The organism is uncultured Flavobacterium sp. (assembly GCF_963974175.1).
Classification (GTDB): Bacteria; Bacteroidota; Bacteroidia; order Flavobacteriales; family Flavobacteriaceae; genus Flavobacterium.
In genome coordinates, this window is sequence record NZ_CAXBBR010000004.1 from 473,561 (window position 1) to 499,567 (window position 26,007).

General features: G+C 32.4%; 27 protein-coding genes and 1 other RNA gene. 13 read left to right on the top strand and 15 right to left on the bottom strand.

Annotation, left to right across the window (positions count from 1 at the left end):
* Window positions 1-7: 7 nt before the first annotated feature.
* Entirely contained in the window at window positions 8-484 is a 477-nt protein-coding gene (locus tag AAC069_RS09535; protein ID WP_339920237.1) for a DNA-deoxyinosine glycosylase, read from the top strand.
* Between the two features lies 1 nt (window position 485).
* Here the strand turns inward: AAC069_RS09535 and AAC069_RS09540 are convergent, their stop codons facing one another.
* The 4 genes from AAC069_RS09540 to AAC069_RS09555 form a co-directional block, all read right to left on the bottom strand.
* Window positions 486-1,001 carry a DinB family protein gene (locus tag AAC069_RS09540; RefSeq protein WP_339920238.1) on the bottom strand — a complete coding sequence of 172 codons (516 nt, stop codon included), beginning with the start codon at window positions 999-1,001 and terminating at the stop codon, window positions 486-488.
* 12 nt (window positions 1,002-1,013) lie between these two features.
* Window positions 1,014-3,599: a phosphoenolpyruvate carboxylase gene (locus tag AAC069_RS09545; protein WP_339920239.1), complete on the bottom strand. Its 2,586-nt coding sequence runs from the start codon at window positions 3,597-3,599 to the stop codon at window positions 1,014-1,016.
* Between the two features lie 99 nt (window positions 3,600-3,698).
* Window positions 3,699-4,178 carry a winged helix-turn-helix transcriptional regulator gene (locus AAC069_RS09550; RefSeq protein WP_007139244.1) on the bottom strand — a complete coding sequence of 160 codons (480 nt, stop codon included), beginning with the start codon at window positions 4,176-4,178 and terminating at the stop codon, window positions 3,699-3,701.
* Between the two features lie 78 nt (window positions 4,179-4,256).
* Entirely contained in the window at window positions 4,257-5,411 is a 1,155-nt protein-coding gene (locus AAC069_RS09555; RefSeq protein ID WP_339920240.1) for a M14 metallopeptidase family protein, read from the bottom strand.
* A gap of 311 nt (window positions 5,412-5,722) precedes the next feature.
* Here AAC069_RS09555 and AAC069_RS09560 point away from each other — a divergent pair, with 311 nt between their 5' ends.
* Complete coding sequence (locus tag AAC069_RS09560; RefSeq protein ID WP_339920241.1) at window positions 5,723-6,199, top strand: helix-turn-helix transcriptional regulator; 477 nt, start codon at window positions 5,723-5,725, stop codon at window positions 6,197-6,199.
* Window positions 6,200-6,265: 66 nt separating this feature from the next.
* Here AAC069_RS09560 and AAC069_RS09565 read toward each other — a convergent pair whose 3' ends face one another.
* Entirely contained in the window at window positions 6,266-6,817 is a 552-nt protein-coding gene (locus tag AAC069_RS09565; RefSeq protein WP_339920242.1) for a 1-acyl-sn-glycerol-3-phosphate acyltransferase, read from the bottom strand.
* A gap of 62 nt (window positions 6,818-6,879) precedes the next feature.
* Here AAC069_RS09565 and AAC069_RS09570 point away from each other — a divergent pair, with 62 nt between their 5' ends.
* Window positions 6,880-7,545 (top strand): fused MFS/spermidine synthase, encoded by a 666-nt coding sequence (locus tag AAC069_RS09570; RefSeq protein WP_339920243.1) that lies wholly within the window; start codon window positions 6,880-6,882, stop codon window positions 7,543-7,545.
* A gap of 85 nt (window positions 7,546-7,630) precedes the next feature.
* Window positions 7,631-8,341 (top strand): potassium channel family protein, encoded by a 711-nt coding sequence (locus AAC069_RS09575; RefSeq protein ID WP_339920244.1) that lies wholly within the window; start codon window positions 7,631-7,633, stop codon window positions 8,339-8,341.
* A gap of 1 nt (window position 8,342) precedes the next feature.
* Here AAC069_RS09575 and kdsB read toward each other — a convergent pair whose 3' ends face one another.
* From kdsB to AAC069_RS09590, 3 genes are read right to left on the bottom strand one after another with little or no spacing between them, the layout of a single operon-like run.
* Window positions 8,343-9,068 carry a 3-deoxy-manno-octulosonate cytidylyltransferase gene (gene kdsB, locus AAC069_RS09580; RefSeq protein ID WP_339920245.1) on the bottom strand — a complete coding sequence of 242 codons (726 nt, stop codon included), beginning with the start codon at window positions 9,066-9,068 and terminating at the stop codon, window positions 8,343-8,345.
* Between the two features lie 42 nt (window positions 9,069-9,110).
* Window positions 9,111-10,190 carry an acyltransferase gene (locus AAC069_RS09585; RefSeq protein ID WP_339920246.1) on the bottom strand — a complete coding sequence of 360 codons (1,080 nt, stop codon included), beginning with the start codon at window positions 10,188-10,190 and terminating at the stop codon, window positions 9,111-9,113.
* 46 nt (window positions 10,191-10,236) lie between these two features.
* Window positions 10,237-11,658, bottom strand: a complete 1,422-nt coding sequence (locus AAC069_RS09590) for an AAA family ATPase (RefSeq protein ID WP_339920247.1) — start codon at window positions 11,656-11,658, stop codon at window positions 10,237-10,239.
* Between the two features lie 235 nt (window positions 11,659-11,893).
* Here AAC069_RS09590 and AAC069_RS09595 point away from each other — a divergent pair, with 235 nt between their 5' ends.
* Together AAC069_RS09595 and AAC069_RS09600 are read left to right on the top strand one after the other, a co-directional pair.
* A complete protein-coding gene (locus AAC069_RS09595; RefSeq protein ID WP_339920269.1) occupies window positions 11,894-12,715 on the top strand; it encodes a DUF3822 family protein in 822 nt (273 codons plus the stop codon).
* A complete protein-coding gene (locus AAC069_RS09600) occupies window positions 12,712-13,305 on the top strand; it encodes an RsmD family RNA methyltransferase (RefSeq protein ID WP_339920248.1) in 594 nt (197 codons plus the stop codon). The genes AAC069_RS09595 and AAC069_RS09600 overlap by 4 nt, the downstream gene beginning before the upstream one ends.
* Before the next feature lie 109 nt (window positions 13,306-13,414).
* On the opposite strand, the gene AAC069_RS09605 is transcribed toward AAC069_RS09600, so the two are convergent.
* Window positions 13,415-14,347 carry a 2-dehydropantoate 2-reductase gene (locus AAC069_RS09605; protein ID WP_339920249.1) on the bottom strand — a complete coding sequence of 311 codons (933 nt, stop codon included), beginning with the start codon at window positions 14,345-14,347 and terminating at the stop codon, window positions 13,415-13,417.
* A 128-nt stretch (window positions 14,348-14,475) separates the two neighbouring features.
* Window positions 14,476-14,801: RNase P RNA component class A (rnpB, locus tag AAC069_RS09610), an RNA gene on the bottom strand.
* A 115-nt stretch (window positions 14,802-14,916) separates the two neighbouring features.
* On the opposite strand from rnpB, the gene AAC069_RS09615 reads away from it, so the two are divergent.
* The 6 genes from AAC069_RS09615 (at window position 14,917) to AAC069_RS09640 (ending at window position 19,016) form a co-directional block, all read left to right on the top strand.
* The gene (locus AAC069_RS09615) at window positions 14,917-15,228 is read left to right on the top strand and encodes a hypothetical protein (RefSeq protein ID WP_339920250.1); all 312 of its coding nucleotides are present in this window, start codon (window positions 14,917-14,919) and stop codon (window positions 15,226-15,228) included.
* A 70-nt stretch (window positions 15,229-15,298) separates the two neighbouring features.
* A complete protein-coding gene (locus AAC069_RS09620) occupies window positions 15,299-15,598 on the top strand; it encodes a hypothetical protein (RefSeq protein ID WP_339920251.1) in 300 nt (99 codons plus the stop codon).
* Window positions 15,599-15,678: 80 nt separating this feature from the next.
* Complete coding sequence (locus tag AAC069_RS09625) at window positions 15,679-15,975, top strand: hypothetical protein (RefSeq protein ID WP_339920252.1); 297 nt, start codon at window positions 15,679-15,681, stop codon at window positions 15,973-15,975.
* 98 nt (window positions 15,976-16,073) lie between these two features.
* Complete coding sequence (locus tag AAC069_RS09630; protein ID WP_339920253.1) at window positions 16,074-17,159, top strand: SAM-dependent methyltransferase; 1,086 nt, start codon at window positions 16,074-16,076, stop codon at window positions 17,157-17,159.
* A 130-nt stretch (window positions 17,160-17,289) separates the two neighbouring features.
* The gene (gene dnaX, locus AAC069_RS09635) at window positions 17,290-18,375 is read left to right on the top strand and encodes a DNA polymerase III subunit gamma/tau (protein ID WP_339920254.1); all 1,086 of its coding nucleotides are present in this window, start codon (window positions 17,290-17,292) and stop codon (window positions 18,373-18,375) included.
* Window positions 18,376-18,482: 107 nt separating this feature from the next.
* Window positions 18,483-19,016 (top strand): DNA polymerase III subunit gamma/tau, encoded by a 534-nt coding sequence (locus AAC069_RS09640; protein WP_339920255.1) that lies wholly within the window; start codon window positions 18,483-18,485, stop codon window positions 19,014-19,016.
* 29 nt (window positions 19,017-19,045) lie between these two features.
* Here the strand turns inward: AAC069_RS09640 and AAC069_RS09645 are convergent, their stop codons facing one another.
* From AAC069_RS09645 to AAC069_RS09665, 5 genes are all read right to left on the bottom strand, one after another.
* On the bottom strand, window positions 19,046-19,630 hold the full coding sequence (locus AAC069_RS09645; protein WP_339920256.1) for a TMEM175 family protein: 585 nt from the start codon (window positions 19,628-19,630) through the stop codon (window positions 19,046-19,048).
* A gap of 91 nt (window positions 19,631-19,721) precedes the next feature.
* Complete coding sequence (locus AAC069_RS09650) at window positions 19,722-20,612, bottom strand: exopolyphosphatase (RefSeq protein WP_339920257.1); 891 nt, start codon at window positions 20,610-20,612, stop codon at window positions 19,722-19,724.
* A 55-nt stretch (window positions 20,613-20,667) separates the two neighbouring features.
* On the bottom strand, window positions 20,668-22,737 hold the full coding sequence (gene ppk1 / locus AAC069_RS09655) for a polyphosphate kinase 1 (RefSeq protein WP_339920258.1): 2,070 nt from the start codon (window positions 22,735-22,737) through the stop codon (window positions 20,668-20,670).
* A gap of 5 nt (window positions 22,738-22,742) precedes the next feature.
* A complete protein-coding gene (locus AAC069_RS09660) occupies window positions 22,743-23,228 on the bottom strand; it encodes a phosphoglycerate mutase family protein (protein ID WP_339920259.1) in 486 nt (161 codons plus the stop codon).
* A 1,204-nt stretch (window positions 23,229-24,432) separates the two neighbouring features.
* On the bottom strand, window positions 24,433-24,567 hold the full coding sequence (locus AAC069_RS09665; RefSeq protein WP_339920260.1) for a hypothetical protein: 135 nt from the start codon (window positions 24,565-24,567) through the stop codon (window positions 24,433-24,435).
* Window positions 24,568-24,737: 170 nt separating this feature from the next.
* Between AAC069_RS09665 and AAC069_RS09670 the strand changes: the two genes are divergently transcribed.
* Window positions 24,738-26,007: InlB B-repeat-containing protein (locus tag AAC069_RS09670; RefSeq protein WP_339920261.1), on the top strand; the 1,270-nt coding region annotated here is incomplete at its 3' end.

The following is a 26,007-nucleotide window of genomic DNA, read 5'->3' on the forward strand; positions in this document are numbered from 1 at the left end:
TATTCATATGATTACTTCATTTCCACATTTTGTAAATCATCAGACAGAAATCCTAATCTTAGGAACGATGCCCGGTATAGCCTCGCTTGAAAAGCAAGAATACTATGCGCACAAGAGAAATCACTTTTGGAAAATTATCTATACCCTTTTTAGCACTTTGGCTATTTCAGAAATTTTCGAAGAAAAAATAAAATTGTTACAGTCAAATAAATTGGGATTGTGGGATGTTTTAGAAAATTGTGAGCGAAAAGGAAGTTTAGATGTCCATATAAAAAATCAAAAAGAAAATGATTTTGAAACATTGTTCAATGAATTCCCCGGTATTCATAATATAATTTTTAACGGAAAAGAAAGTCACCGTTATTTTGTTAAAAAGTTTGGACAAATAGAAGGCATCACTTATTATGTGATGCCTTCAACTAGTCCTGCAAATACAATGTCTTTCGAAAATAAATTAAAAATTTGGTCGACTTGCTTCCACTAATTTATAAATATCTTTCCTGAAAAACCTTTTGATGATGCTTTTGATGCCCAATAATTATAAATCCAATCGCACGTACTGAAACGGGACTGTTTGACGCAACTCCCATTCTAGTTAACTGTTCTTCAGAAAAACTTTTAAAAAGAGCTAAAGTAGATTGTCTTACCACCGCCAATTCTGTCAATAATCCTTGCAAATTTCTTTCGTTAGCCTTGGTATTATCAACATAATCATTTTCTTCAAAACCTGGTAAAGGTGTTTTATCATTTCTAGAAATACGCATGGCACGGTAACTAAAAACACGCTCAGTATCAATAAGGTGCTGAATGATGTCTTTTATAGTCCACTTTCCTTCCGCATAACGGTAATCGAATTTATCCATAGGGATGTTCTGCACAAATTTGATAAAATCATGAAGACATATTTCTAATTCTTCAATCATATTAACATCGTCTAATACATGAACATAACCCGCATAATAGGGAGCATACTCCGTATTTGGTAATTGGTTTGATTTCATTTTTTTTCTTGTTTATGCTGAGTTTCTACTTGCGTTTGTGTTTCCAAAAAGCGAACGCATTACAATTTTTTCATACACCTTTATTAAATTCTCATCAGGTATACTTTCTTTGTTAAGTTCATTTATTCTTAATAAAGCATATTGTTGTATTGTCAACAATGGCAAAACAATACGCTCTCTTATTTGAATAGATGCTTTACCATCAGGGTAATTCTCCATCAACTCTGTATGACCAGCAATTTTCAGTAATAACCGTTTAGACTCTAAAAATTCTTCATAAATAATTTGCCAGAATTCTCCAAACTCAGGATCATTTTTCATGTAAGCCGTTAATGGAAAAAAGGATTTAGCAATTGACATCATACTGTTTTCTAAGAGTGTTTTAAAGAATAAAGAATTATCATATAAGTCTTGAACTTTATCCCATTGGTCCGTATCTTCAAAATGTTTCAATGCTGTACCTACTCCAAAAAATCCAGGAACATTTTGTTTCAACTGACTCCAAGAACCCACAAATGGGATCGCTCTTAGATCATTAAAATCTAACTGTTCCGATTTCCCTCTTTTTGAAGGTCGGCTTCCTATATTAGTTCTAGCATAATATTTCAAAGTACTCATCTGTTCCAAATAAGGAATAAACTTTGGGTGATTCTTAAAACTCAGGTATTTTTTATAGCCCAAATTAGCTAATTGCCCCATGACACTCTTTTCATCTAGAGATAATTCATTCTTATTTTTACTAAACACCTGATTTGTAACCCCAGCACTTAATAAATTTTCCAAATTATATCTACAAGAATCTAAAGTCCCAAAATTTGAACTTATTGTTTGTCCCTGAACGGTAATTTGAATTTCTTTGTTTTCTATATTCGGACCTAAAGAAGCATAAAATTTATGTGTTTTACCCCCACCACGTGCTGGTGGTCCACCACGTCCGTCAAAGAAAATTACTTTTACACCATATTTCCTTGAAATCTTGGTAAGCGCTTCTTTCGCTTGATAAATACTCCAATTTGCCATTAAATACCCACCATCTTTTGTACCATCAGAGAAACCAACCATTATCGTTTGCTTCATCCCTCTATTTTTCAAATGATTCGCATACATAGGATTAGTATACAATTGCTCCATGCTGTTGTGTGCATTCAATAAATCTTCAACTGACTCAAAAAGCGGCACAACATCAACTGTAGGCTCTTCCCAATCACATAAACGGATCATTGCAAAAGTTTCGAGTACATTAAGTGCGTTCTCGTTATTACTTATAATATATCGGTTAGCACCAAGCTCCCCATTGTTTTTCTGAATTACCTTTATCGCTTGAATTGACTCAATCGTCGACTTAGTTATTTCATTGTCAAAATCATTCGAGTTTATATCTCCTTTAACATTTGCTAATACCTCAAATTTCTCACCTTCCGATAAATCATAATAATTTTCAGGAAAAATAGCTGAATTTGATTTCACATAAAAATCATGAATATCTTTAAAAACAGCATCATGTATTCTACTATTTTGACGGATATCTAAAGTAGCAAAATGAAAACCAAATAAGTTCACTTTAATAAGAAGTGCTTCTAATTGATCTAAATACAACGACTGATGTTGCTCAATAACAATTCTCTTTATCTTATTTAATTGCACTTTGAACTCCTCTAAAGTGATATAAATTTCCCCTTTCGAATAAAAAACAGAACGGTAAAGCTTATGTTCAAGTTCAGCAACCAAAACATCTACATTAAAGAAAGTTAACTTTCTTTTTAAATTTCTAATTTCAATATAATAACACTTCAATATTGAAGTTCGCAATCGTTCAGCTACGTTCAATGTAATCTCAGTTGTCACAAACGGATTCCCATCACGATCTCCACCAGGCCAAAAGCCTAATTTTATCAAAGCATTTTGAATTGATTCTCCCTTGAATACATTTTTCTGCAAGTAATGAACCATGTCTCCTGAAGTACTGTAAAACACATTCTCAAGATACCATATCAAACTAACCGCTTCATCAAATGGATTTGGTTTTTCGTTTTTTATAAAAGGTGTTTTACCTAATTGAGCTAAAAGTTCTTTTATATTCAGTAAATTATTTCCACGTATCGCATCTGTTAAATCATTAATGATACCAAGGACAGAACCAGGATAAAACTGAGTAGGATGCGCCGTTAGCACTGTTCTTACATTAAAGTTTTCTAGAAAATCAATTAACTCTTCCTTCTTTCCTTTTGCATCTGCTTTTTCTTTAATGTCACGCAACGAACCCCTTCCTTCCATGTTATTTACAATCGGGAAAGCAGCGTCTTCGACTGCATCAAACAGAACAATTTGGCGTTCAATATATTGAATAAAACGAAACATGATATCGATTTTATCAGCTTCATCATTACTATGTGAATATTTATTCGTGAAAAAATCCACAATTTCTTTTGGAGTCGCCATTTTCTTAAAGCCACTCTCACAAACATCTGTAAACAAAGGAAGTAAAGCACCTGTATTATCTATGGAGTCGAATGGTAAAGTGATAAATACACTATTGTAAATATTGTATTTAGAAAGGACATTTTGGTTAAAACGTTCAATTTTTGGTAGCGTGTACATAATTTTGTTATAGTTGGTTTGGTTTAGCAGAAAATAGTTATAAAAAAATAACCCCAAGAACTAACTTGAGGTTATATTAAAATATAGCAATCAAGTGTATTACATGTTTTTAAATATAGTATGCATCAAGCGCTTCTTATCATTGATACTTTCTTCCAATGAGATCATAGTTTCTGTTCTATAAACACCATCAATATCATCAATCATAAAAATAACATCCTTAGCATGCTTTGTATCTTTAGCTCTAATTTTACAGAAAATATTGAATTTTCCAGTAGTTACAGAAGCTACAGTCACAAAAGGAATCTCGTTAATACGTTGCAAAACGAATTTCGTTTGAGAAGTATTATTAAGAAACACTCCTACATAAGCAATAAAAGAATACCCTAATTTATCATAATCAAGTACTAATGACGAACCCATGATGATTCCAGCATCTTCCATTTTCTTAACTCTAACGTGCACAGTACCAGCAGAAATTAATAATTTTTTTGCGATATCTGTGAACGGAACTCTTGTGTTATCGATCAACATATCTAAAATCTGGTGATCTACTTCATCTAAACGGAACTTACTCATATTTCTATAATTAATATTTATAATTGACTAATACAAAGTTTAAAAATATACATAAAAACATTAAATCGACTCAAAATTTTATTTTTTTATCAATCCGTTAACAAATTTAGTGCTATTTCCTAAATAAAAATCGGCTTTTTGATTTAATTTCGGAAAACCACCGTACTCATCTTTATACTCTGCTTCTTTTGCATCATACTCGAAATGACCGTAATACCCCTCCAAATCTCCAATTTCTACAAAATAAGCATTAAAAAACAGTTCGTTTTCTATTAATTCCTCTTTGTATTGTGCAGCAAAATTCGTAATTTTTTCATTACCATCATAATTTAATTTGACATTTTTATACAAAAAATCATAAAAAACGACTTTATTTTGAGGAATACTCAAATATTTATCAATTCTATTGTCAACTATATCGTTTTCGCTAAGTATCACAAAACTAGAAACTAATGCCATGAAAATGTATTTTCTTGTTTCTTCTCTTAGATAATCATCTGGAAAGTGTCCCGCCTCAAACAACAAAGTAGGAGCTCCAAGTGCCTGAAAAGTGTCTCCAATACAATTTAGATTAAAAGAATCATCAAATCGTCCCACCTGACCCGGTATATACTGCTGTAACGTGCTGTCAATGCCTGCAATAAGATTAATAGCCTTTAATCGAGATTCGTTTATCTCACGTTCTTCGTTATAAGAAGGAGCTAGAAAAGATACTGTAGCCGGCTCACCAGTGTTATCTACTCCAAAAATAGTACGCTGATCATGGAGATTAAAGCAAAAATCAGGTTGAAACGAATCAAAAACAGTCCGCAAGACTCTGCTTTCCGGTTGAGTTAAGTTTTGCGAGTCTCTGTTTAAATCAACTTCATTTGCGTTTACACGTGTATAAGACTTCGCACCATCCGGATTCAGCATTGGAATACAATAAAAAGCAAATGTATCTAGCAATTTCGCAGCAAATGCTGAACCGTTATGTAACACATTTAAAAAGTCAAACAATGCTTTTGTAGTTGTGCTTTCATTTCCGTGCATTTGCGACCAAAGTAATATCTTAGTTTTTCCTTGACCTATTTGATAGCTATAAATTGGTTTTTTAAGTACTGATTCACCAATAACCGAAAGCTGATTATTTGTGTTTAGTTTATTTAATAAAGGTTCAATTGATTCTAAAGTAAGATATCTACCTTCAATAGATTGCTCTTTATTATCATTGAATAATTGTTCTAAATCCATAGTGTATTATTTGATTTACAAAAGTAAACATCTTTATTTTTACAATTGTAAACGAATTGAAATTGACTAATTTCAGAAATGTAAACAGTTTTACTGGATTCTTTAGACTGTTTCTACTGCTATTAGTTAACAAATGTTACTCGATTTAATTTTTAATAGTACATTACTACATATCATTATGTTATGAAATATTACTTAATCTAATAATAACAGTTAAATACTGTTTTAAATACAATTCACACTTGTAATTTTGCTATTCTTCTTCGTTTTAGTTACATTTGTAACTATATGAATTTTATTAGTTATTTACAATGGTAAACACGGAGGATTTTATTAAACGGCTGGAAATTATATTGGACTACTATAGTTTAAATGCCTCTGGATTTGCAGATAAAATTGGTGTACAGCGCTCTAGTTTATCTCACCTTCTATCGGGCAGAAATAAACCTAGCTTGGATTTTATTCTTAAGATTCTTGATGTTTTTCCTGATGTAGATTTGTATTGGATTTTGAATGGGAAAGGCAGTTTTCCAAAAAATAACGAACCGATGCAAAATCAGGAAAAGAAATTGGATGAAGTAATCAAACCAAATACGCCTACTCCAATTCCAGAATCTAGTGCGCCTCAAAATTTATTTTCAGATGAGAAAAACGATGGTAATAAAAATGGAGCCGTTGCTAAAAAAGAAGAAATTCAAAATGTAGTCAACGAATCCATTTCAGGTGAAGTAGAAAAAATTGTGTTCTTTTATAAAGATGGCACCTTCAAAGTTTTTTCGCCAAACTAAAAAAGCCAACCCTTTTTTTAATAAAAGGATTGGCTTTTTTAAATGCAACTAATTTTTAAGCTGGAATTATTCTTTAAATCCTTTTTCGGGAATCTTACCTTCTACTCCTTCAAAATGCTTTTTTAAAATAGTAAGGTCTTCTTCAATATTTCCTAATGGTATTAGTGGAGCTCCAAGATTAACTTCTTTTTTCCCAAAATCAAACGCAACAGGAATTATAGGTACATTTGCTTTTAAAGCGATGTAATAAAATCCTGTTTTAATTTCACTCACTTTTTTTCGCGTTCCCTCTGGAAGAACTGCCAAACGAAAAATTTTTCTTCGATTAAAAATTTCTGCAATAACGTCTACTTTGTTCATTCCACCAGATCGATCTAGCGGCTCTCCTCCCATGTATTTGAAGTACCAACCCAAAGGAAAAGCAAACAATTCCTTTTTAGCTACAAAATTCATTTCTAAACCTGTGATGCCTCGCGTAAAAATTCCCAGGTAAAAATCATGGGCACTCGTATGCGGCATAACCATCATTACGCATTTTTTAATGTCTGCATCAATCGTACCTACAATTTTCCAACCCATAAGGCGGAAAAAGATCCATTTATAAATTTGTTTCTTCATTACTCTCTAATTTGTTGCAAAATATATAATTTAAAACTTATTTTTGATAAAAACCGTCTTTGATGTTTAAAAAAGTACTTAGTTACCTTATTCCTATTAATATTCACACTGTAAAATCGGATTTAAGTAAATCTATAGAAATTACTTGGGCAAATGGTGAATTAGTATTGGATTCAGAAAATACTAATTATTCGTACGGAAGTTTACAGCGTATTTTGAGATTGGGATTAAAAACCATTGGCTTTCATAAAATAATTAAAATGGATCACATTTTAGTGCTCGGTGTCGCTGGTGGTAGTGTTGTAAAAACTTTAATTGATGAAATTAAATTTGAAGGCCAAATTACTGGAGTTGAAATTGATCCTGAAATAATCAAATTGGCCAATCGTTATTTTAAGCTTGATGAAATTCAACAATTGGAAATTGTAATTGATGATGCATTTGAATTTGTTTTAAAAACCAAAGAGCAATACGATTTGATTATCATTGATATCTTCCAAGATACTACGATGCCAAATTTTTTATATGAAAGTTATTTCATCAATCGGATTTGCTTCTTGCTCAAAAGTAAAGGGTTTGTACTTTTCAACACCATGCTTTTAAATGAAGAGCACAACCTTAGAAATAAAAAATACATCTCAGATTTCTGTACTACTAATTACAGCATAAAATCGATACCTAGAATTGAAATTCATAATGAGTTAATTGTTATTGAAAAAACAATTTAAAATAAATTAATGTACTCCATTTTTTCCTTTTAATAACTAAAAATTAAATATCGTACTTTCGATTAGAATAGCAAAACTAAATTTAATGAAACAAGTCATTCGCAAACTGCTCTTGGGCAATGTTACCAAAATGGCAAAGCCAAAGTTTAATCCTGTACAAAAGAGAATTCAGAACATAAAAGCAATTTGGAATAACGACCATCAGGATGATAACGGAATAGAAAAAATAGTTCGTTTGTTTCTTTCTTCGTCGCAGTTATTTTTCCCTGGGATTTATATTAAATATTTTGTTTCAAAAAAAGGAGCAGAATATGAAGACCTAGCAGTAGATTTCTATGTTTTGCTAAAAGTATGTTTGCCACTATTAATTCTTATGAATCATTGGCAAAACAATCCTTTCGTTCTTACAATGATGGCCTATGTCATGCTAGAAACAATTTTATACATTCCTACATTAATTTTTGCCTCTGATTTATTTTCGAAGCCACGTTCCTATAAAAGATCGATGCTTCTGCTGTTCTTTAATTATATAGAAATGGTATTCGGTTTTGCAGTTTTGTATTCTTTCACTAATAATTTCAACAAACCCTTTACGCATTGGTTTGATGCTATTTATTTTAGTACGGTAACTTCATCCACCATTGGATATGGTGATTTTTATCCCGTTGACCCTTTTGGAAAATTTTTAGTAAGTGTACAATCTATGATTGTGTTGATGTTTGTGGTTTTATTCCTGAATTTTTTCTCTACCAAAATAAAATCTAAAGGTTATTTCGACCAAGACAACAAGGACTAAATTACAACATCAGTCTTGCTTTTTCTAAATCTTCTGGAGTATCGATTCCAATACCTACATGTGTAGTTTCAACCATTTTGATGCGTTTTCCAAATTCTAAATAACGTAGTTGCTCTAGTTTTTCGGATGCTTCTAATGATTTCATAGGCAAACAATAGAAATCTAACAGAGCTTGTTTCCTGAAGGCATAGATTCCGATGTGCTGCATGTAGCGAACGCCCACATCTTTTTCTCTAGGATAGGGAATTACCGAACGCGAAAAATACAAAGCAAAACCGTTTTGATCTGTTACTACTTTCACGTTATTAGGATTATTGATGACTTCCTCATCTTTAATTTCACGCATCAGCGAAGCCAAATCAACTTCTCCTGTTGTATCTTTTCTGAAAATTTCAATCAATTTCATTAAAGGTTCCGTATCAATAAAAGGTTCGTCCCCCTGTACGTTAACCACAATTTCTACATCTAGGTTGGCAACTGCTTCTGCAATACGATCACTCCCCGACTCGTGCTGTCTGATGCTCATAATGGCTTTACCTCCGTTAGAAATAATCTCATCAAAAATTAAATCAGAATCCGTCACTACGAAAACATCATCAAACAATTGTGTGTTTACTGCTGCTTCATAGGTTCTTAAAATCACAGTTTTGCCTCCAAGGTCTTGCATCAATTTAGCTGGAAATCGTGTGGAAGCGTAACGGGCAGGGATGACGGCTATTATTTTCATGATATTCTGTTTATTAATTTATTAGATATTTATATTAAAACCCTAATCCTTCGTTTTCTTAATCAAAACTCTTTTTAAATATTTATTTACTGGATTTTCAAACCAGATTAAACTGATATAACTTATTATGAGCGAAACGATTAAAATAATGGAAATAATTAAATATTCATTTGTAATATGAAGAAGCGATTTATTTACCATTATAAAATATTTCAAAACTAGTTGATGAAACATATAAAAACCAAAACTTATTTCGCCTAGTAAAATCAAGGTGTTATTAGATAATAATCTTGAAAGCACTCCTTTTTGGAATGCAAAAACTAGTATTAAGAAGCTCATTGGTAACCAATAATAAATGGAATATCTAACCACTAATGGAAGCTGGCTATGAAAAATAAAAAAAACAACTAATAATATTATGGAACCAAATTCCAAGGCATTATAATTAATGACCTTCTCTGTGTTTTTTATTTTTAAATATAATTCGAAAAGAAGTATTCCAACGATGAAATCAAAAACCCTAAAAAATGGATTAACATAGAATAGGTTTTTATAATAGATTGGAGGGATTACTAACATCAATATTGGCAGTAGAAGTAAAAACGGAATCAATAATCCTTTACTGTATTTAAGAACTTTAAGTTTCGAAATTAAAAGGATTAAAAAGGGGAAAAGTAAATAAAAAAAAAGCTCATTAGAAATACTCCATGACGGAGAGTTAAAAGAAAAGTATATTTTCTTTATTGGTACGAAACTTTGGGTCAATGTCGAATTAAAAAATAACTGTTTGAACCAAAGTGAGAGTTCAAAATTAACATTTTGAATCGTTATTGGTACAGCAATCAGTAAAGTCAATAAATGAAGCGGGTAGATTCTGGCAATTCTGGCGATATAAAAATTAGATTTTGATATTTTTTGATTTAGCATCGAATCACGGTAATTATAAGCAAGAATAAAACCACTTAAAATAAAAAAGAAACTAACTCCGATATATCCTTCCTTTAATATTGACTCATGAATCCATCTCAAAGTCGATGACTTACTTTTTGCCAAAAAAGTCATATGATGCACGAATATCATAAATGCAAAAAGGAAGCGCAATGAAGTAAGCGGTTTAATCATTTATTCTTTAAAATTAGATTCGGTTATAACAGCCAAAAAAACGAAATTATTCCACAAAACTCTCATCTTTAAAACCGATCAAATATAATTTATTTTTTGCTCTCGTCATAGCGGTATACAACCATCGGATATAATCTCTGTCAATTCCGTTTGGCAAATATGGTTGTTCTATAAAAACGGTATTCCACTGCCCTCCTTGTGATTTATGGCAGGTAATCGCATAAGAGAATTTTACTTGCAAGCCATTAAAATATTCGTTGGCTTTTACTTTTTGAAATTGCTTGTACTTGGTTTCCCCTTCATAATCTTTCAAAACTTCCTGATACAATCTATTTGACTCTTCATAAGTCAAGGACGGTGATTCACTTTTTATGGTATCCAATAATAAAACGGTTTCAAACGGCTTTTGATCTGGATAATCGACCATTCTAATTTTCACATTGGCAAACTTAAAACCGTACAATTCCTTGATATTGAAAATTTCCAATACTTCAATGATATCACCATTGGCAATAAAACCGGCATGATCAGAATCTTTCAACCAAAAATAATTGTTCTTCACTACCATAAGGAAATCGCCTGAGGACAATTCGCTTTCTTTATCGAGAATTTTTGTTCTAATTTGTTCATTATATTGATTCGCTCTTTTATTCGAACGAACAATAAAAGCGGTGTCTTCTATACTATAATTACTGTAGGCTGAATTAATCGCATCCTGAATATCATACCCATCAGTCAGACGAACGATATCTTTAAACTTCCTGACATTGAATTGGAATTCAGTGATGAATGAATCTTTCAATAACTCCCGAAGCTCCGTTGCATTATACAAAATTCCAGAATCCTCTTCTTGACGCATCACTTCGTCAAGTTCGATATATTCGACTTCCTTATTATAATTCAAACTTAAAGTATGGGTGTCCAATGCCGGACTAATATCTAAATTCACCGGAGGCAATTGGGCTGTGTCTCCCAATAGAATCATCTTACAGTTCGTTCCTGAATATACATATGAGATCAAATCATCAAGTAAAGAACCGTTTTCGTACAATTTAGAATCCGAGTTAGTATCCGAAATCATCGAGGCTTCATCGACTATAAATATGGTGTTTTTATGTTTGTTTTGTTGCAAAGTGAAAGAAACGCCACCACCGGAAGACTTCTTTGGGAAATAGATTTTTTTATGAATGGTAAAAGCCGGTTTGTTCGAATAACTGGCAATCACTTTTGCGGCACGACCTGTTGGCGCTAGCAAAACATATTTCTTATTTATGTCCAAAAGGTTATTTACAATCGTCGAAATCACGGTCGTTTTTCCCGTTCCTGCATACCCTTTAAGGACAAAAATCGTGTCGTTATCAGTTTCAGTTAAAAAAATAGCGATTTTTTGAAAAAAAATATCCTGCTTGTACGTGGGAACAAAAGGGAATTTATTTCGTAAAAGACTATAAAACAAGGAGGAGTTCATCTGGCATATTTTAACTGCAAAGTAAGGGTTTCAATATCAAAAACCAATGAAAATTTCAATTTCAATTTGGATATTAGTTTCATTTATGTCTTTTTATAATTTCTATAGTCTTTTGATATTCTCATCGCTTTTTGTCACTGCCATTGGCATTGCTATTGTTATTTTAATTTGTAAGTTTGTCATCGCATTTAACCCATTCCGTTTTCTACAAACAGAATGGATTATAAATCAGATTATGTCTACACAAAACACAAATATTACCGAAAAGAAATATAAAAAACTCTCGATCCAAGTTTCCTTGGCCGGATTGTCTTTTTGCTGTTTTGACACACTCAATAATACAATTACTTCCTTTAATGAAGTCCATTTTGATTCATTTCACAAAGGAATTAAAATTGAGGATTTATTTTCGAATGCTTTCCGGGATTACCCAGAATTGAGCGAAACCTATGATGATGTCTTGATTATACACAATAACAATCTGTCCACATTTGTACCAGCTCCACTATTTGACGAAAATTTCCTAGGGAGTTATTTGCAATACAATACTAAGGTTTTTGACACTGATTTTTTTGCATACGACGAAATCAGTAATTACCAAATCAATTCTGTTTACATTCCTTATGTAAATATGAACAACTTTTTTATAGATCAATTTGGCACTTTCGATTATAAGCATGCAAATAGTATTTTAGTATCAAAGCTTTTGGATGCATCCAAAAATATTGACGATAAGAAAATGACAGTCCATTTCAGTGAAGGGCATTTTGAGATTATTGTAATCCAAAATCAAAAGTTGTTATTATTCAATTCTTTTGATTATCAAACTCCCGAAGATTTCATTTATTATGTTTTGTTTACTGCAGAACAATTGAGCTTGAATCCTGAAAATTTTCCGTTAGAACTGATAGGAAATATAGACACCGAAAGTGATTTTTTTAAAATAGCATACAAATACATCCGTAACGTTTCACTTATTGATGTCAACGATTTACGATGGAACAATTATTTTTCTGAGGCCGAAAACAGAAATCATTTTATACTTTTCAACTCATGAGAATCATTTCAGGAAAATACAAGGGAAGACGTATCTCTCCGCCAAAAGGCTTACCCGTTCGTCCTACTACCGATATGTCTAAAGAAGCATTATTCAATGTGATCAACAACCATTTCAGTTTTGAAGGATTGAAAATATTGGACTTGTTCGCAGGAACAGGAAACATAAGTTATGAATTTGCCTCTAGAGGAAGTACACCTATCACATCAGTAGATGGCGACTTTGGTTGTGTAAAATTCATCAAACAAGTGGCAACCGAATATGATTTTAATATTGCGGCAACTAAAAGTGATGTTTTTAAATTTTTGGAAAGAAACAATGCTAGTTTCGACATTATTTTTGCCGATCCACCTTATGCTCTCGATCAAAAGATTTTTGAGAAAATTGTCTTATTGATTTTCGAAAAAAATACGCTTAATGATGACGGAATGATGATAATTGAGCATTCTAAATACACGAAGTTAGACCATATGGATAATTTTTCTTTCAAGAAAAGTTACGGTGGATCTATTTTTAGTTTTTTCGAATTGAGTTCTGGTGAGGAAGAATCAGATGCTGATCTTTTTGAAGACGGCGGCGAAGAAGAGTAATCTATATCCATATATAATTAGAAATGCCTTTGTGAAAACAAGGGCATTTCTAATTTGGATTTAACTCTAAATACTACAGTATGACAAATAAGATAATAAATAGTATTAATTAGCTATTGGAAACTTCTGCTAATTTATCCAATACCATTTTATAAGTTGGTAATTCCATTTCATATTTCAGTCCTTCATTCACAACAAATTCAGTCAAAGAAGCCAATTCAAATTTTCGACCGGCCAATACATCTCGATGCATCGATGAAGTTGCTTCTTTTGGTGTTTTCTCTAATTTTTGAATTGTTTGCATAACAATATCATTGGGTAAATTCAACCCTTTTACCGCGGCTAGCATCGTAATCTCATCTAAGAGTTCAACATATACTGCTCTACTGGCATTACTATTTATAATTTCGCCTATATTTTGATTTAAATACGATGTGGCTGAAGCCAAAGCAGAAATGAAAATGAATTTCTCCCACACAGTTTCCTCTATAGTATCAACGAGGTAACTTTCTATTGACGCGTTTTTAAAAATAGTTTGTAATGCTTTTAACCTTCCTATTGGAGCAGTATCAGATCCAAAATATAATTTCTCATAAGGCCCCATTTTTTTAATGACTCCTGGAGATTCAATCATGGAAACGATATACACGCAACCTTGTAAAACTTCATTATCAGGATAGAGGGTACTTATTCTTTCTGGTGCATCGACACCATTGTATAAAGGAAGAATAATTGTGTTTTTAGTAATGCATTTTTCTAATGAAAGAAGACTTTCTTCTATATCATACGTTTTTGTCGCACAAATTAGATAATCTAGTTTTCCTATTAGCAGTGGATCATTAGAAACAACGCTTGGAAAGGCAATAATTTCCTGATCGTCAGTGATGATCTTTATTCCTGAAGCTGCAATTGTTTTTTGGGTTTCACCGCGAGCGATAAATACAATTTCGAATTGATCTGATTGAGCGCAGGCTCTCGCCAAAAGTCCGCCAAAATAACCACCTACTCCACCCATTCCTAAAATTCCAATTCTTGTTAGCATAACTACAGTTTACAGTAAAAATAAAACCATCAAGAAATTTAGAAAATTAAGCCTACTTACTTAATGACACTTAATTTCTTAATGGTTCCCTTTTAGATTTCACAATCTCTTTTATTAATTGTTAGAGTAAAAAAAACAGACCTATAAGCCGGATTCTGTATCCCGATAAATCGGGACCCTTATCATTTATCTAGATCATACATTACTGTATAACTCAAGCTATCTACCCTTCAGCAACGGACGAGAAGCCCTTAAATGCTGATATACTTGATATTTCACCGCATAGAGTTTACCTGGTTTCACTACAGCATTACCTGTACATACTTTCTGTTGCACTTGTCCTAATCTCGCCTTTACAGACAAAACCGACGGGGGTTACCCGCTATGCTTCTCTAAGGTGTCCGGACTTTCCTCCCTTTTGATTGCTCAAAACGGCGATAAGGCGGTCTGTGCCGCGAAATTACAACAATTTTAACTCGAAGTCAAACATTAAATTTTACTTTAACAGCTATTTTACAAAGTCTTAATTTTAAATTAGTTATCTTTAAATGTAATTTAAAACGCTATCTATGAAACCTATATATCACTATTCAACCGTCTCTGAAGCCCTTGATGAATTAAAAGAACTAGGATTTTCTTACGATTATAACATCAATCAGGAAGACATTATTAAGAAACCTGCTGAACATCAAGTGAAACATGTTTACAGATACGAAGGGGATTCTGATCCAGGCGATTCAGCTATCGTGTATGGCATTACATCTTCCTCTGGCAAAAAAGGAGTTTTTGTTGCTGGCTTTTCGGCAAAAACAAATAATGAAGCGGTGATTGTATTAGCGAAGTTATGTATTGAAAATAGTGACAATCAATGTAGAACATAGTTTAAGTTCTTTAATTCAATAAAAATAGCTTCTAAAAAAAATATACAAACCCTATCTAAAAATAATAATCATGACTCAAACCTATCACTATGCCACTGTTTCTAAAGCCTTAGACGAGTTAAATGAAAATGGGTTCACCTATGACTTTAACCTTCATGAAGAAGATATTGCAAAAAACCCACAAAAATATGAAATTAAACACATCTACCGTTATGAAGGCGATACTGATCCTGGGGATGAAGCTGTAGTGTATGGTATCCAATCAACATCTGGAAAAAAAGGAGTTTTTGTCGCCGGTTTTTCTGCGAATTCAATTACTGATGCGGCGCAGGCACTGATTAATATTAGTATAAAAAATAGAACAAAATAAAAATTAGACTCTCTAATTTGACAATACAGTTATTTTATATTTTTTACAATTATAAATTTAAAAATGAATTGAAAAATACCATGGAAAATATTTATCATTATGCCACTGTTTCAAAAGCCTTAGAAGAATTAAAGGAAAAAGGATTTACTTATGATTTTAATCTTCATGAAGAGGATATTGTAAAAAATCCCAACCATTATCAAATTGTGCACATCTACCGTTATGAAGGAAATTCAAATCCAGATGACGAAGCGATAGTTTACGGAATAAGAACAAAATCAGGTGAAAATGGTGTTTTTGTCACTGGTTTCGCAGCAAATTCAGCTAGTGATGCAGCACAAGTACTAATTAAACTTAGCATTGAAGGTCGGAAATAACAGTAAACACCATTTCGACCTACCAAGTTTTCAAGCCATAGTCCCTTTAAATCGTTGACAAGTGAAACAAAAATTAAAATAGGCCAAATTACTATTTGATGGTACTTTCTGAAATAATACGAGAACGAATTGCAAGAGAGGGGCCAATATCATTTCATGATTTTATGGAAATGGCATTGTATCATCCGCAGCTTGGTTACTATAATTCCACGGAAAATAAAATTGGGGCAGATGGTGACTTTTACACCAGCGCTAATCTATCCGCTTCTTTTGGAGCAATGATAGGACGCCAAATCGAGGAAATGTGGCAGATATTAGGTAGAAAACCGTTCACAATTGTTGAGTATGGTGCTGGCACAGGTCTTCTCTGTCACGACATTATGTTTTATCTAAAGGACAACCCCTCTTTATATGATTGTTTGCGCTATTGCATCATAGAGAAAAGCACCTCAATGCAAGAAATTGAAAAGAAACACTTGCACGAAAAAATCAGTTGGTATGATTCTATAAAAGACATCCAAGATATTAACGGTTGTGTCCTCTCGAATGAATTAGTAGATAATTTTGCCATCCATCAAGTAGTTATGCAAGATATTCTTAAAGAAGTTTATGTAGATTATCGCGATGGTTTTAAAGAAGTATTAGTTCCCGCAAAAAAAGAACTTGTAGACTATTTCAAAACCTTGCTTATTCAATTACCAGACGGTTTTCGAACAGAAATAAATTTAGAGATAAAAGAATGGGTAATAGAAGTATCTCAATATTTAAAAAACGGCTACGTAATTACGATTGATTATGGAGGATGTTCTTCTGATTTATATGCAATTCATAGAAGCTCTGGAACACTCTTATGCTACAATAAACATCAAAAAAATGACAATCCTTTTCAGTTAATTGGAAACCAAGATATCACTTCACATGTGAATTTTACAGCATTAACAAATTGGGGAAATGAAAATGGTTTAGAAACCTGTGGAATAACCAATCAAACTCATTTTTTAACTGCAATGGGGATTAAAGAATACCATAATGGAATTATAAATAATAATGAAAATAACTCCCAGGCTAAAATTCATGAATCCTATATTAACTATGGTCTCTTAATGAGTATGGGGTTAAAATTCAAGGTTTTAATTCAACGAAAGGGAGCAGTACAAAAACTCCTCAAAGGCCTAAATCTCTAACTTAATTAGGTCTATTTATTTTTCAAACGTAAAAGGTTCATTTTCTTATTCGAATAATTTTTGAATTAAACAAATTATCATTTTCATAATATAATGGCAATGACTATATTTGCTTTCGAATAAAAATTCTATGGAACAATTTATTGTATCGGCTCGCAAGTATCGTCCTCAAACATTTAATGATGTAGTGGGACAAAAAGCCATTACCAATACTTTGCTGAATGCCATAGAAAGCAATCACCTTGCCTCTGCCCTATTATTTACGGGACCTAGAGGAGTTGGAAAAACGACTTGTGCTCGTATTCTAGCTAGAAAAATCAATCAACCGGGTTACGATGACCCTACTGAAGACTTTGCCTTTAATGTATTCGAATTAGATGCTGCGTCTAACAATTCAGTTGATGATATTAGGAACTTGATTGATCAAGTACGTATTCCGCCACAAACTGGAAAATATAAAGTCTACATTATTGATGAGGTTCATATGTTATCTTCAGCGGCATTTAATGCTTTTCTGAAAACATTAGAAGAACCGCCAAAGCACGTCATTTTTATATTGGCAACGACCGAAAAGCATAAGATTATCCCAACCATATTATCACGTTGTCAGATCTTTGATTTTAAAAGAATTACAGTAAAAGATGCGAAAGAACATCTTGCTGAAGTTGCAACTAGTCAAGGAATCGTTTTTGAAGATGATGCCTTACACATTATTGCACAAAAAGCAGATGGTGCTATGCGTGATGCTTTGTCTATTTTTGACAGAGTGGTTTCTTATTGCGGAGCAAACTTAACACGTCAGGCAGTTACCGAAAACTTAAATGTTTTAGATTACGAGACCTATATCACGGTTACAGATTTAATTCTAGAGAATAAGATTCCTGAATTATTGATGGCTTTTAACGACATTCTATCTAAAGGGTTTGATGCACATCATTTTGTATCTGGATTAGCCTCGCATTTTAGAGACTTATTGGTTAGCAAAACGCCTTCAACTTTAACGTTATTAGAAGTTGGTGAGCAAGCTCAAAAAATGTATGGATTACAAGCTCAGAAATGCAGCCAAGATTTTCTGTTGAAAGGAATCGCTATTGCAAATGATTGTGATTTAAAATATAAACTGAGTCAAAATCAGCGATTGCTGGTTGAACTTTGCCTGATGCAACTTGCCTCTATCACTTATGATGGAGAAAAAAAAAAGTTGAGTCCTTTATAATTCCACCTACCTATTTTAGAAAAAGAGATTACTCTATAGCCGATCAGACAAAAGCTACGGAGACCAAGTCTATTCCATTACAAGCAGTTGTAAAGCCACAAGAAATTGTGGTAGAAAAGACACCTGAAATAAATACTCCCCTTCCTTCCGTTAAAACGGAGACCACATCAAATGAGCCTAAAGTTTCGGCTTTTTCATTATCTAGTATTCGCGCTAAAAGAGCGTTAGAAGAAAGTAATAAGGCATATGTAAAAGAAGTGGTTGATTTGCCTAGCGAAGCTTTTACAGAAACGGAAATGTTAGTGCAATGGACTAAATATGCAAAACGTTTAGGTGATAAAGGATTTAAGATTATGGAATCCTTGTTACTAATCAACGACCCTGTTTTGAACGGATTTGCCATTACACTCGAATTACCTAATGAAGGTTCAAAATTAGATTTTGAAAAAGAAATAAACGGCCTCCTAGGACATTTAAAGGGACATTTATACAATCATGATATTACTATCGAAGTTATCGTGAATGAAAGTTTCGAAAATAAAAAGAATTTCAATGATCAAGACAGGTACAATAGGTTACATGAAATAAACCCTAGTATTGAACTCTTAAGAACTACTTTTGGACTGGACTTAAACGCGTAAAAAGGAATCGATGCTAATCGTAACGATTTTTAACATTTATCGGAATTTATTTTTTTCTCTATTTTTTTATCTCGAATCAACCAAATCATTAGTGCAGAAATATAAATAAAGACAGAAATCAATTCGCTATAAAAAGAACAAAAAATTGCGACAAAATATAGTATAAAGCTAAGTTTCCCTTTAGCGTCTTTCCCCACAGCAATTGCTATGCGCGACTCTTTACCTTCATTTGCAATAATAGAATTTTGCAGCATCCAAAAAGATATTGAACATAAAAATAATATTATTCCATAAAAAGTAAGTGTTGTTTTTGCAAAATAATGAACTCCCATCCATTTTGTAGAAATAGGAATTAAGGAAAGCCAAAATAAGAAGTGTAAATTAGCCCAAAGTATTTGCGCATTAATTTTAGAAATACTTTGCATTAAATGGCAATGATTTTTCCAATAAATTCCGACATAGGTAAAGCTTAAAACGTAGCTAAAAAAAGCTGGAAAAAGGGATGTCAAATCATTAAACGCATTTCCGACTTGACCATCAATTTCCAATACCATAATGGTAATTATGATTGCGAGTACACCGTCGCTAAACATCTCCAATCGATATTTTTCCATTGGATATTTTTATACAAAGATAACCCCAATAAAAATATCAAATAACTAACAACCAGTTATTTAACTTTTAATTCATATAACTAACATAAGTTTATATTTTACCAAAATACATTGCCTTTACAATTCCATCAGACAATCCTATTTTAGGAACATAGATTTGTCTTGCTCCACTCCATTTCATAGCGTTGAGATATATTCTAGTAGCAGGAATAATAACATCTGCGCGATCGGGATTTAACCCCAACTCGGAAATCCTTTGTTCGTAAGTCAATGAATTTAAGAAAGAATATTGTGAAGTCAGATAAATATAGGATAGAGGCTTTTCTTGCGTTTTACCCGACATTTTAAACAGTTTATTAATGTTACCTCCTGAACCAATAAGGGTAACTTCTTCATAATCGATCGTATTTGTCTTAATCCATTTTTCAATTTCGTCCCAAACCACATCACAAACCATATTATTTAGTAAACGAACAGTTCCGGCTTTAAACGATTTGGAGGCTACGATTTTACCATTCGAAAAAAGTGTAAATTCAGTACTACCACCACCTACATCGACAAAAAGATAGGTTTGATCTGTTTTTAACAAGTGGTGCAAGTCCGTTGAAGCAATAATTGCCGCTTCCATTTTTCCATCAATGATTTCTATATTAATATCTGCTTTCTCCCTTATCAGATCAGCAACTTCTTTTCCGTTGTACGCTTCCCTCATTGCAGAGGTAGCAAATGCTTTATACGACTGTACTTTATGCACTTTCATCAACAGATTAAAAGCTTTCATGGCATCGCACATTCTATCGATATTTTCTTCGGATATTTCGCCCACAGTAAAGGCGTCCTGTCCTAAACGGATGGGCACACGAACTAATGAACTTTTATTAAATTGAGGCTCTTTGCCCTCTTGTTCTACAATATTCACAATTAATAAACGCATGGCATTTGATCCAATATCGATTGCAGCGTATTTCTTTATGTTAATCATTCTTTATTATGATTTTGATTTTACTTTTATATAAGTTAAAATGAAATTGAAATTTCTAAGAATTTTCACCTAATAATTCGACTTTTCTTTGATAGTATTTATAGGTCTCAATTTGGGCTCTAAATACTGGATCGCTATTTCTTTCACGATACTTATTATCTAATTTAGCCGAATGGTACCGTGCTTTTACATTTCCTTTCCAACCTAAATCAAAATTGTCAATCAATTCTTTTTTAATTCCCTGATCATAGATTGGACAAGTTACTTCAACTCTTCCGTCAAGATTACGAGTCATAAAATCTGCCGAAGAAATATAAACCTCCGTTTGGCCAGCATTTCCAAATATATAAATCCTAGAATGCTCTAAATAATTATCAACAATACTGATGGCCTCAATATTAGCACTCATTCCTTTAATACCAGGAATCAAGGAACAAATTCCTCTTACTTCTAATTGTATTTTTACTCCAGCATTACTAGCTTCATACAGTTTATCGATCATTCCAAAATCAGACAAACTATTCATTTTTAGCTTTATGTATGTTTTTCGTCCCGCTAAGGCATGTAGAATTTCTCTGTCTATTAATTTATAGAATCGAATTCTCGTATAATGTGGAGAAACAATAAGATGTTTATAGCGGTATAACCTATAGTTAATATTAAAGAAGTCAAATATCTTATTTATGTCTTTCAGGATCTGTTGATGACTTGTAAATAGTGTAACATCGGTGTAAACCTTTGCCGTCGCCTCATTAAAGTTTCCTGTCGAGATAAAGCCGTATCTTTTTACTTTACCATTTTCAATTCTTTCAATAACACATATTTTGCTGTGCACCTTTAGTCCCTTTACTCCGAAAATAAGTTCAATACCCTCAGTTTGCATTTGCTCTGCATAAGAGATATTACTTGCTTCATCAAAACGTGCCTGTAATTCAATCTGCACCGTTACTTTTTTACCATTTTTCGCTGCATTTATAAGAGAACTTATAATTTGGGAGTTCTTAGCTAAGCGGTACAGCGTTATTTTAATTGTTGTTACTTTAGGATCGAGAGCCGCTTCACGAAGAAATTTAGTGAGATACGAAAAAGTTTGATAAGGTGCATTCAACAAATAATCCTTTTCACTTATTTTTTGTAATATACTTCCTTCTAGACTCAAGCTTGGAATAGGCAATGGATCATTTTTCTCATATAATAGGTCGAATCGCCCTAAATTTGGAAAATCCATATAATCTCTTCTGTTATGATATCTACCACCTGGTATGATACTGTCTGTAGAAACAATATGCATCTTATCTAGAAAGAATTCTAATGTGTCTTTTTCGATTAACTGATCGTAGATAAAACGAACTGGCTCCCCTATTCTTCTGTCTTTTACACTAGTCGAAATTTTCTCCAGCATACTTTTACTCAAATCACTATCGATATCTAATTGAGCATCACGACTAATCTTGATCATATGCGCTGAAACACTTTCGTAATCAAAAATATTAAAAATACTTTTTAGATTATGTCTAATTACATCATCAATTAGAATTATATAATGCTTTTCATCATCTGAAGGCAAAACAACAAATCGATTCATCGTCTTTGGAATTTCGATAATTGCATATCGAACTTCCGAGTTCTTTTTCATTACTAATTTGATTGCTAAATAACCCATATTATCTCTCAATAATGGGAATTCAGATAAGTCATTCAAGATAATAGTAACTAATTCAGGACTTAATTTTTGTATGAAGAAATCTTTTAGATATATCTCTTGCTCTACTGAAATTTCATTCTCATTTATAATGAAAATATTTTCACTTTCAAGTTCTGCTTCAATTTTTTTTAGAATTAGAAGACTTTCTGTTTGGTCTTCAATTACTATCTCCGTAATGTCTTTTACTAATTGTTGAGCTGAAATTCCACCTAGAATTTTCTCTCCGGATTTTCCCGACAAACTTAATCTTCTTATTGCAGCAAAACGGACTCTGAAAAATTCGTCTAAATTATTTGAAAAAATTCCTAAGAATCGTAATCTATCTAAAAGTGGTACTGATTCATCTGCTGCTTCTTGAAGTACTCGGGCATTAAATGCTAACCAACTTTTTTCTCTATCTATATACTTTTTTTGTGGCACTATATTTATTTTAAATCTTTTGGAACTATTATTTTTTTTGTCTTCCCTTTGTTTATTTCTTCCCAATATTCTGTATCAAATTCTAAAGCTACAAATCCGCTGGTAGGGACGTTACTAATAGAAACGTCACCAAATTTATTAACAAAATTTGTAATTGCCGCATTATGCCCAAAAAGAATAACACTATCAAACGAATTTTCACATGATTTTATGATCTTTTCCAGCTGCTTTTCATCAAAAGTATAAAGCCCTTCTTTAAAATCAATACATTCAATGGGATGTAAAATATTTTGAGCAAAAATAAGTGCGGTATCTGAAGCCCTTTTCGCGACGCTACTCCATATTACATAGGTCTTAGGAATAAAATCCAAGATACTTAAAGATACCAAATGAGCATCTTTCACTCCTCGTTGATCTAATGGTCTATCAATATCTCGTAGAGGTGCATCCCAATTTGATTTTGCATGTCTTATTAATATTAGATTTTTCATATTTAGGCGTTTTCGTATGATCTACAATAAATACTAATTGAAGTAGAAAGATACAATATATATTATCATGACTTGTTTATTTTTACATAAATTCAACTAAAAACCTTGAATTACTTCATTAAAACCCAGGCCTTCAATATCATTATAAAACTAGATTTTATATAACATAAACCTGTTACTTGTATAAATAAATTAGCGGTCAATAATTAACACTATTTATCAGTATATATTATTACGACGAATTCTCTAAAGCTCACAAGTAAAGAGCAATTAATTACAATTTAAAACTGTAATTCAACTAAGCAAACATTACTAATTCCAATATGAAGCGTATCAAAAATAGTTGCAATTTACACTGATTAGAATGCTAGAATAGATTATTTAAATTAAAGAAAATTGAGGTAACTGAACGTAACTAAAATGCAGTAATTCTAACAAAAATATTGAAATAATTTGATTTTAAAACACTTGCGATAAAAACCGATTTTTATTTATGAAATTATCAGTAAATGTTATAAAACAACTATAAAAATCCTTGAAGTAATTATTAATTGTAAAAAATAAATTAGGAGTTTTAATAAATCATTATCTAAACGCTTAAAAAAATCAATTTAGAAGGGTGTGCCAAATCATACTCGTAAAAACCGTAAGCGTTCTTGCCGCAGTAATAATTAGTTTCGGGAATTTAATATACAATAGTATTCCCGTAATATACTTTTAAGTCAAAATATTGACTAACAATAACCTTTACGTTTCTATTTCATTTATGAGTTTTAATTAACCCAAAATCGGTTCTCGAGAGTATCTCTAAAAGTAATTTCAAAATAGAAAAGAATAGGCCAAAATTACTTCTAGTTCTAATACTATTAATCACTTCTAATATATAGATTTCATTGGATGGAATAATGATTTTATTAACCTTTTCCAGTGGAAAAAAATGGTGTATCTGTTAAAATCACACCTATACATTATACTACGATATTGTTAAATTTTAACATAAAATTCGGATTACAAACCCTATTACTTCCTGAAAAAATACCTTTTTTCTTATATGAAATTACAAAAAAAGGGTACTTAAACGAGTATTTAGGTTGTTCAAAGAAAAAATAATAAAGTTTTAGTATTTGTTATTAAGTTTGTTAAAGTATTACAAAAATTACATTACAATAGTTTCTTGCCCGAAATCTACTGTTATTTTAAAAACTTAAAACCCTACTGTTATGATAGTAACAATTACTTTATTTATACTGGCTCTTTCAATAGTTACTAGTATAAAATATTTAGATATCCAATCTCCAAAATATTGGATTAGAATGCTTTCTCTTAAAGCATTATTCATAGCATCATTTTTTGATTCCCAAAAAACAAACGTTATAGCAATATATCTGATTCCTATAGAATCAGAATTACTCAATATGCCCTTTTATCAATCAGTGCGCAAGAATTACTAAAAAAAAGGAATTACTCCTACTAACAACCCCATTTCTAACGATTTAAAACAAATCAATTATGAAACCAAACTTTACTCATACAAAATCTAAAATCACCTTCCTTTTACTGGCTTTCTTTGTGTTTTCTACAACGGTTGGTTATGCGCAGACTTATACTTTATTGCCTGGCTCTTCTGTATTGGAAGCATCGGGAACATCAAGCAATGGAAAAGTAAATGGAGAATATGCCTGGCTTGACTCATCTGGAAATTTACAGGTTGCATTTTCTTTAGTGGTTCCTGCTAATGATAAAACCCCCAGTGGAGCAACTTATAATGGATTGGGGAGTTTAAATATTGATGGTCCTTTTACAGCGAATTTAAAGATTGGAACCACCATTAATCGGGCCACACCTACTACGAAAGGGGCATGGATAGTGGCTAACTTTGGAAGAGTATCTCTATCAGATCCTTTTATTATTGGAATCAACTATACAGCAAATGGGTACGATGTTGTAGGTCTGAGTGTTGCTTTAGTGGATTACACGGTCACTTATAATGCTAATGGAGGATCAGGAGTAATGAACGATTCTTCAAACCCATATTTAGAAAACGCAACTGTAACTATCCTTTCTAATGTATTTACTAGAGTAGGACACACCTTTACAGGTTACAACACTAAAGCAGATGGTACTGGAACACCATATCAGAGTGGTGCTACTTTCACAATGCCGGCAGCAGATGTTGTTTTATTTGCACAATGGACACTAAGCTGTACTAATCCAACAGCAGGTGGTACTACTGCAGCAGCCCAAACCATTTGTTCAGGTGGCGATCCTGCTGCTTTTACAAGTTCGATAGCAGCTTCAGGACAAACTGGTGGTACTTTGGATTATAAATGGCAGTCATCTACAACAAGCAGTAGTTTAGGTTTCAGTGATATAATTGGTGCCACAAGTTTAATATATGATGTTCCTGCTGGTTTAACACAAACAACTTGGTACAAACGTTTAGCAAAAGTTAGTTGTAAAACTGATTGGAGTGGAGCAGCTGAAAGTAATGTTGTTGAGGTTACAGTGAAACCTATTCCAACACTAGAAGTAACAAACGCATCGGTTTGTAATGGAACTGCCGCAACAATAACTGCAACAGGAACAGCAACTGGTGGAACTTATTTATGGAGTACTGGAGCAACAACTGCTTCTATAACTGTATCTCCATCAACCACAACTGAATATACTGTAGTGTACACTTTAAACGGCTGTCCTTCTCTTGAAGCAAAAGGAACAGTAACGGTGAAACCTATTCCAACACTAGAAGTAACAAACGCATCGGTTTGTAATGGAACTG

What these genes read in the sequence shown, in the direction of transcription:
- AAC069_RS09535 (WP_339920237.1), top strand. Translation starts at nt 8, where the DNA reads ATGATTACTTCATTTCCACATTTTGTAAATCATCAGACAGAAATCCTA.
- AAC069_RS09540 (WP_339920238.1), bottom strand. Translation starts at nt 1,001, where the DNA reads ATGAAATCAAACCAATTACCAAATACGGAGTATGCTCCCTATTATGCG.
- AAC069_RS09545 (WP_339920239.1), bottom strand. Translation starts at nt 3,599, where the DNA reads ATGTACACGCTACCAAAAATTGAACGTTTTAACCAAAATGTCCTTTCT.
- AAC069_RS09550 (WP_007139244.1), bottom strand. Translation starts at nt 4,178, where the DNA reads ATGAGTAAGTTCCGTTTAGATGAAGTAGATCACCAGATTTTAGATATG.
- AAC069_RS09555 (WP_339920240.1), bottom strand. Translation starts at nt 5,411, where the DNA reads ATGGATTTAGAACAATTATTCAATGATAATAAAGAGCAATCTATTGAA.
- AAC069_RS09560 (WP_339920241.1), top strand. Translation starts at nt 5,723, where the DNA reads ATGGTAAACACGGAGGATTTTATTAAACGGCTGGAAATTATATTGGAC.
- AAC069_RS09565 (WP_339920242.1), bottom strand. Translation starts at nt 6,817, where the DNA reads ATGAAGAAACAAATTTATAAATGGATCTTTTTCCGCCTTATGGGTTGG.
- AAC069_RS09570 (WP_339920243.1), top strand. Translation starts at nt 6,880, where the DNA reads ATGTTTAAAAAAGTACTTAGTTACCTTATTCCTATTAATATTCACACT.
- AAC069_RS09575 (WP_339920244.1), top strand. Translation starts at nt 7,631, where the DNA reads ATGAAACAAGTCATTCGCAAACTGCTCTTGGGCAATGTTACCAAAATG.
- kdsB (WP_339920245.1), bottom strand. Translation starts at nt 9,068, where the DNA reads ATGAAAATAATAGCCGTCATCCCTGCCCGTTACGCTTCCACACGATTT.
- AAC069_RS09585 (WP_339920246.1), bottom strand. Translation starts at nt 10,190, where the DNA reads ATGATTAAACCGCTTACTTCATTGCGCTTCCTTTTTGCATTTATGATA.
- AAC069_RS09590 (WP_339920247.1), bottom strand. Translation starts at nt 11,658, where the DNA reads ATGAACTCCTCCTTGTTTTATAGTCTTTTACGAAATAAATTCCCTTTT.
- AAC069_RS09595 (WP_339920269.1), top strand. Translation starts at nt 11,894, where the DNA reads ATGTCTACACAAAACACAAATATTACCGAAAAGAAATATAAAAAACTC.
- AAC069_RS09600 (WP_339920248.1), top strand. Translation starts at nt 12,712, where the DNA reads ATGAGAATCATTTCAGGAAAATACAAGGGAAGACGTATCTCTCCGCCA.
- AAC069_RS09605 (WP_339920249.1), bottom strand. Translation starts at nt 14,347, where the DNA reads ATGCTAACAAGAATTGGAATTTTAGGAATGGGTGGAGTAGGTGGTTAT.
- AAC069_RS09615 (WP_339920250.1), top strand. Translation starts at nt 14,917, where the DNA reads ATGAAACCTATATATCACTATTCAACCGTCTCTGAAGCCCTTGATGAA.
- AAC069_RS09620 (WP_339920251.1), top strand. Translation starts at nt 15,299, where the DNA reads ATGACTCAAACCTATCACTATGCCACTGTTTCTAAAGCCTTAGACGAG.
- AAC069_RS09625 (WP_339920252.1), top strand. Translation starts at nt 15,679, where the DNA reads ATGGAAAATATTTATCATTATGCCACTGTTTCAAAAGCCTTAGAAGAA.
- AAC069_RS09630 (WP_339920253.1), top strand. Translation starts at nt 16,074, where the DNA reads ATGGTACTTTCTGAAATAATACGAGAACGAATTGCAAGAGAGGGGCCA.
- dnaX (WP_339920254.1), top strand. Translation starts at nt 17,290, where the DNA reads ATGGAACAATTTATTGTATCGGCTCGCAAGTATCGTCCTCAAACATTT.
- AAC069_RS09645 (WP_339920256.1), bottom strand. Translation starts at nt 19,630, where the DNA reads ATGGAAAAATATCGATTGGAGATGTTTAGCGACGGTGTACTCGCAATC.
- AAC069_RS09650 (WP_339920257.1), bottom strand. Translation starts at nt 20,612, where the DNA reads ATGATTAACATAAAGAAATACGCTGCAATCGATATTGGATCAAATGCC.
- AAC069_RS09660 (WP_339920259.1), bottom strand. Translation starts at nt 23,228, where the DNA reads ATGAAAAATCTAATATTAATAAGACATGCAAAATCAAATTGGGATGCA.
- AAC069_RS09665 (WP_339920260.1), bottom strand. Translation starts at nt 24,567, where the DNA reads ATGAATAATGCTTTAAGAGAAAGCATTCTAATCCAATATTTTGGAGAT.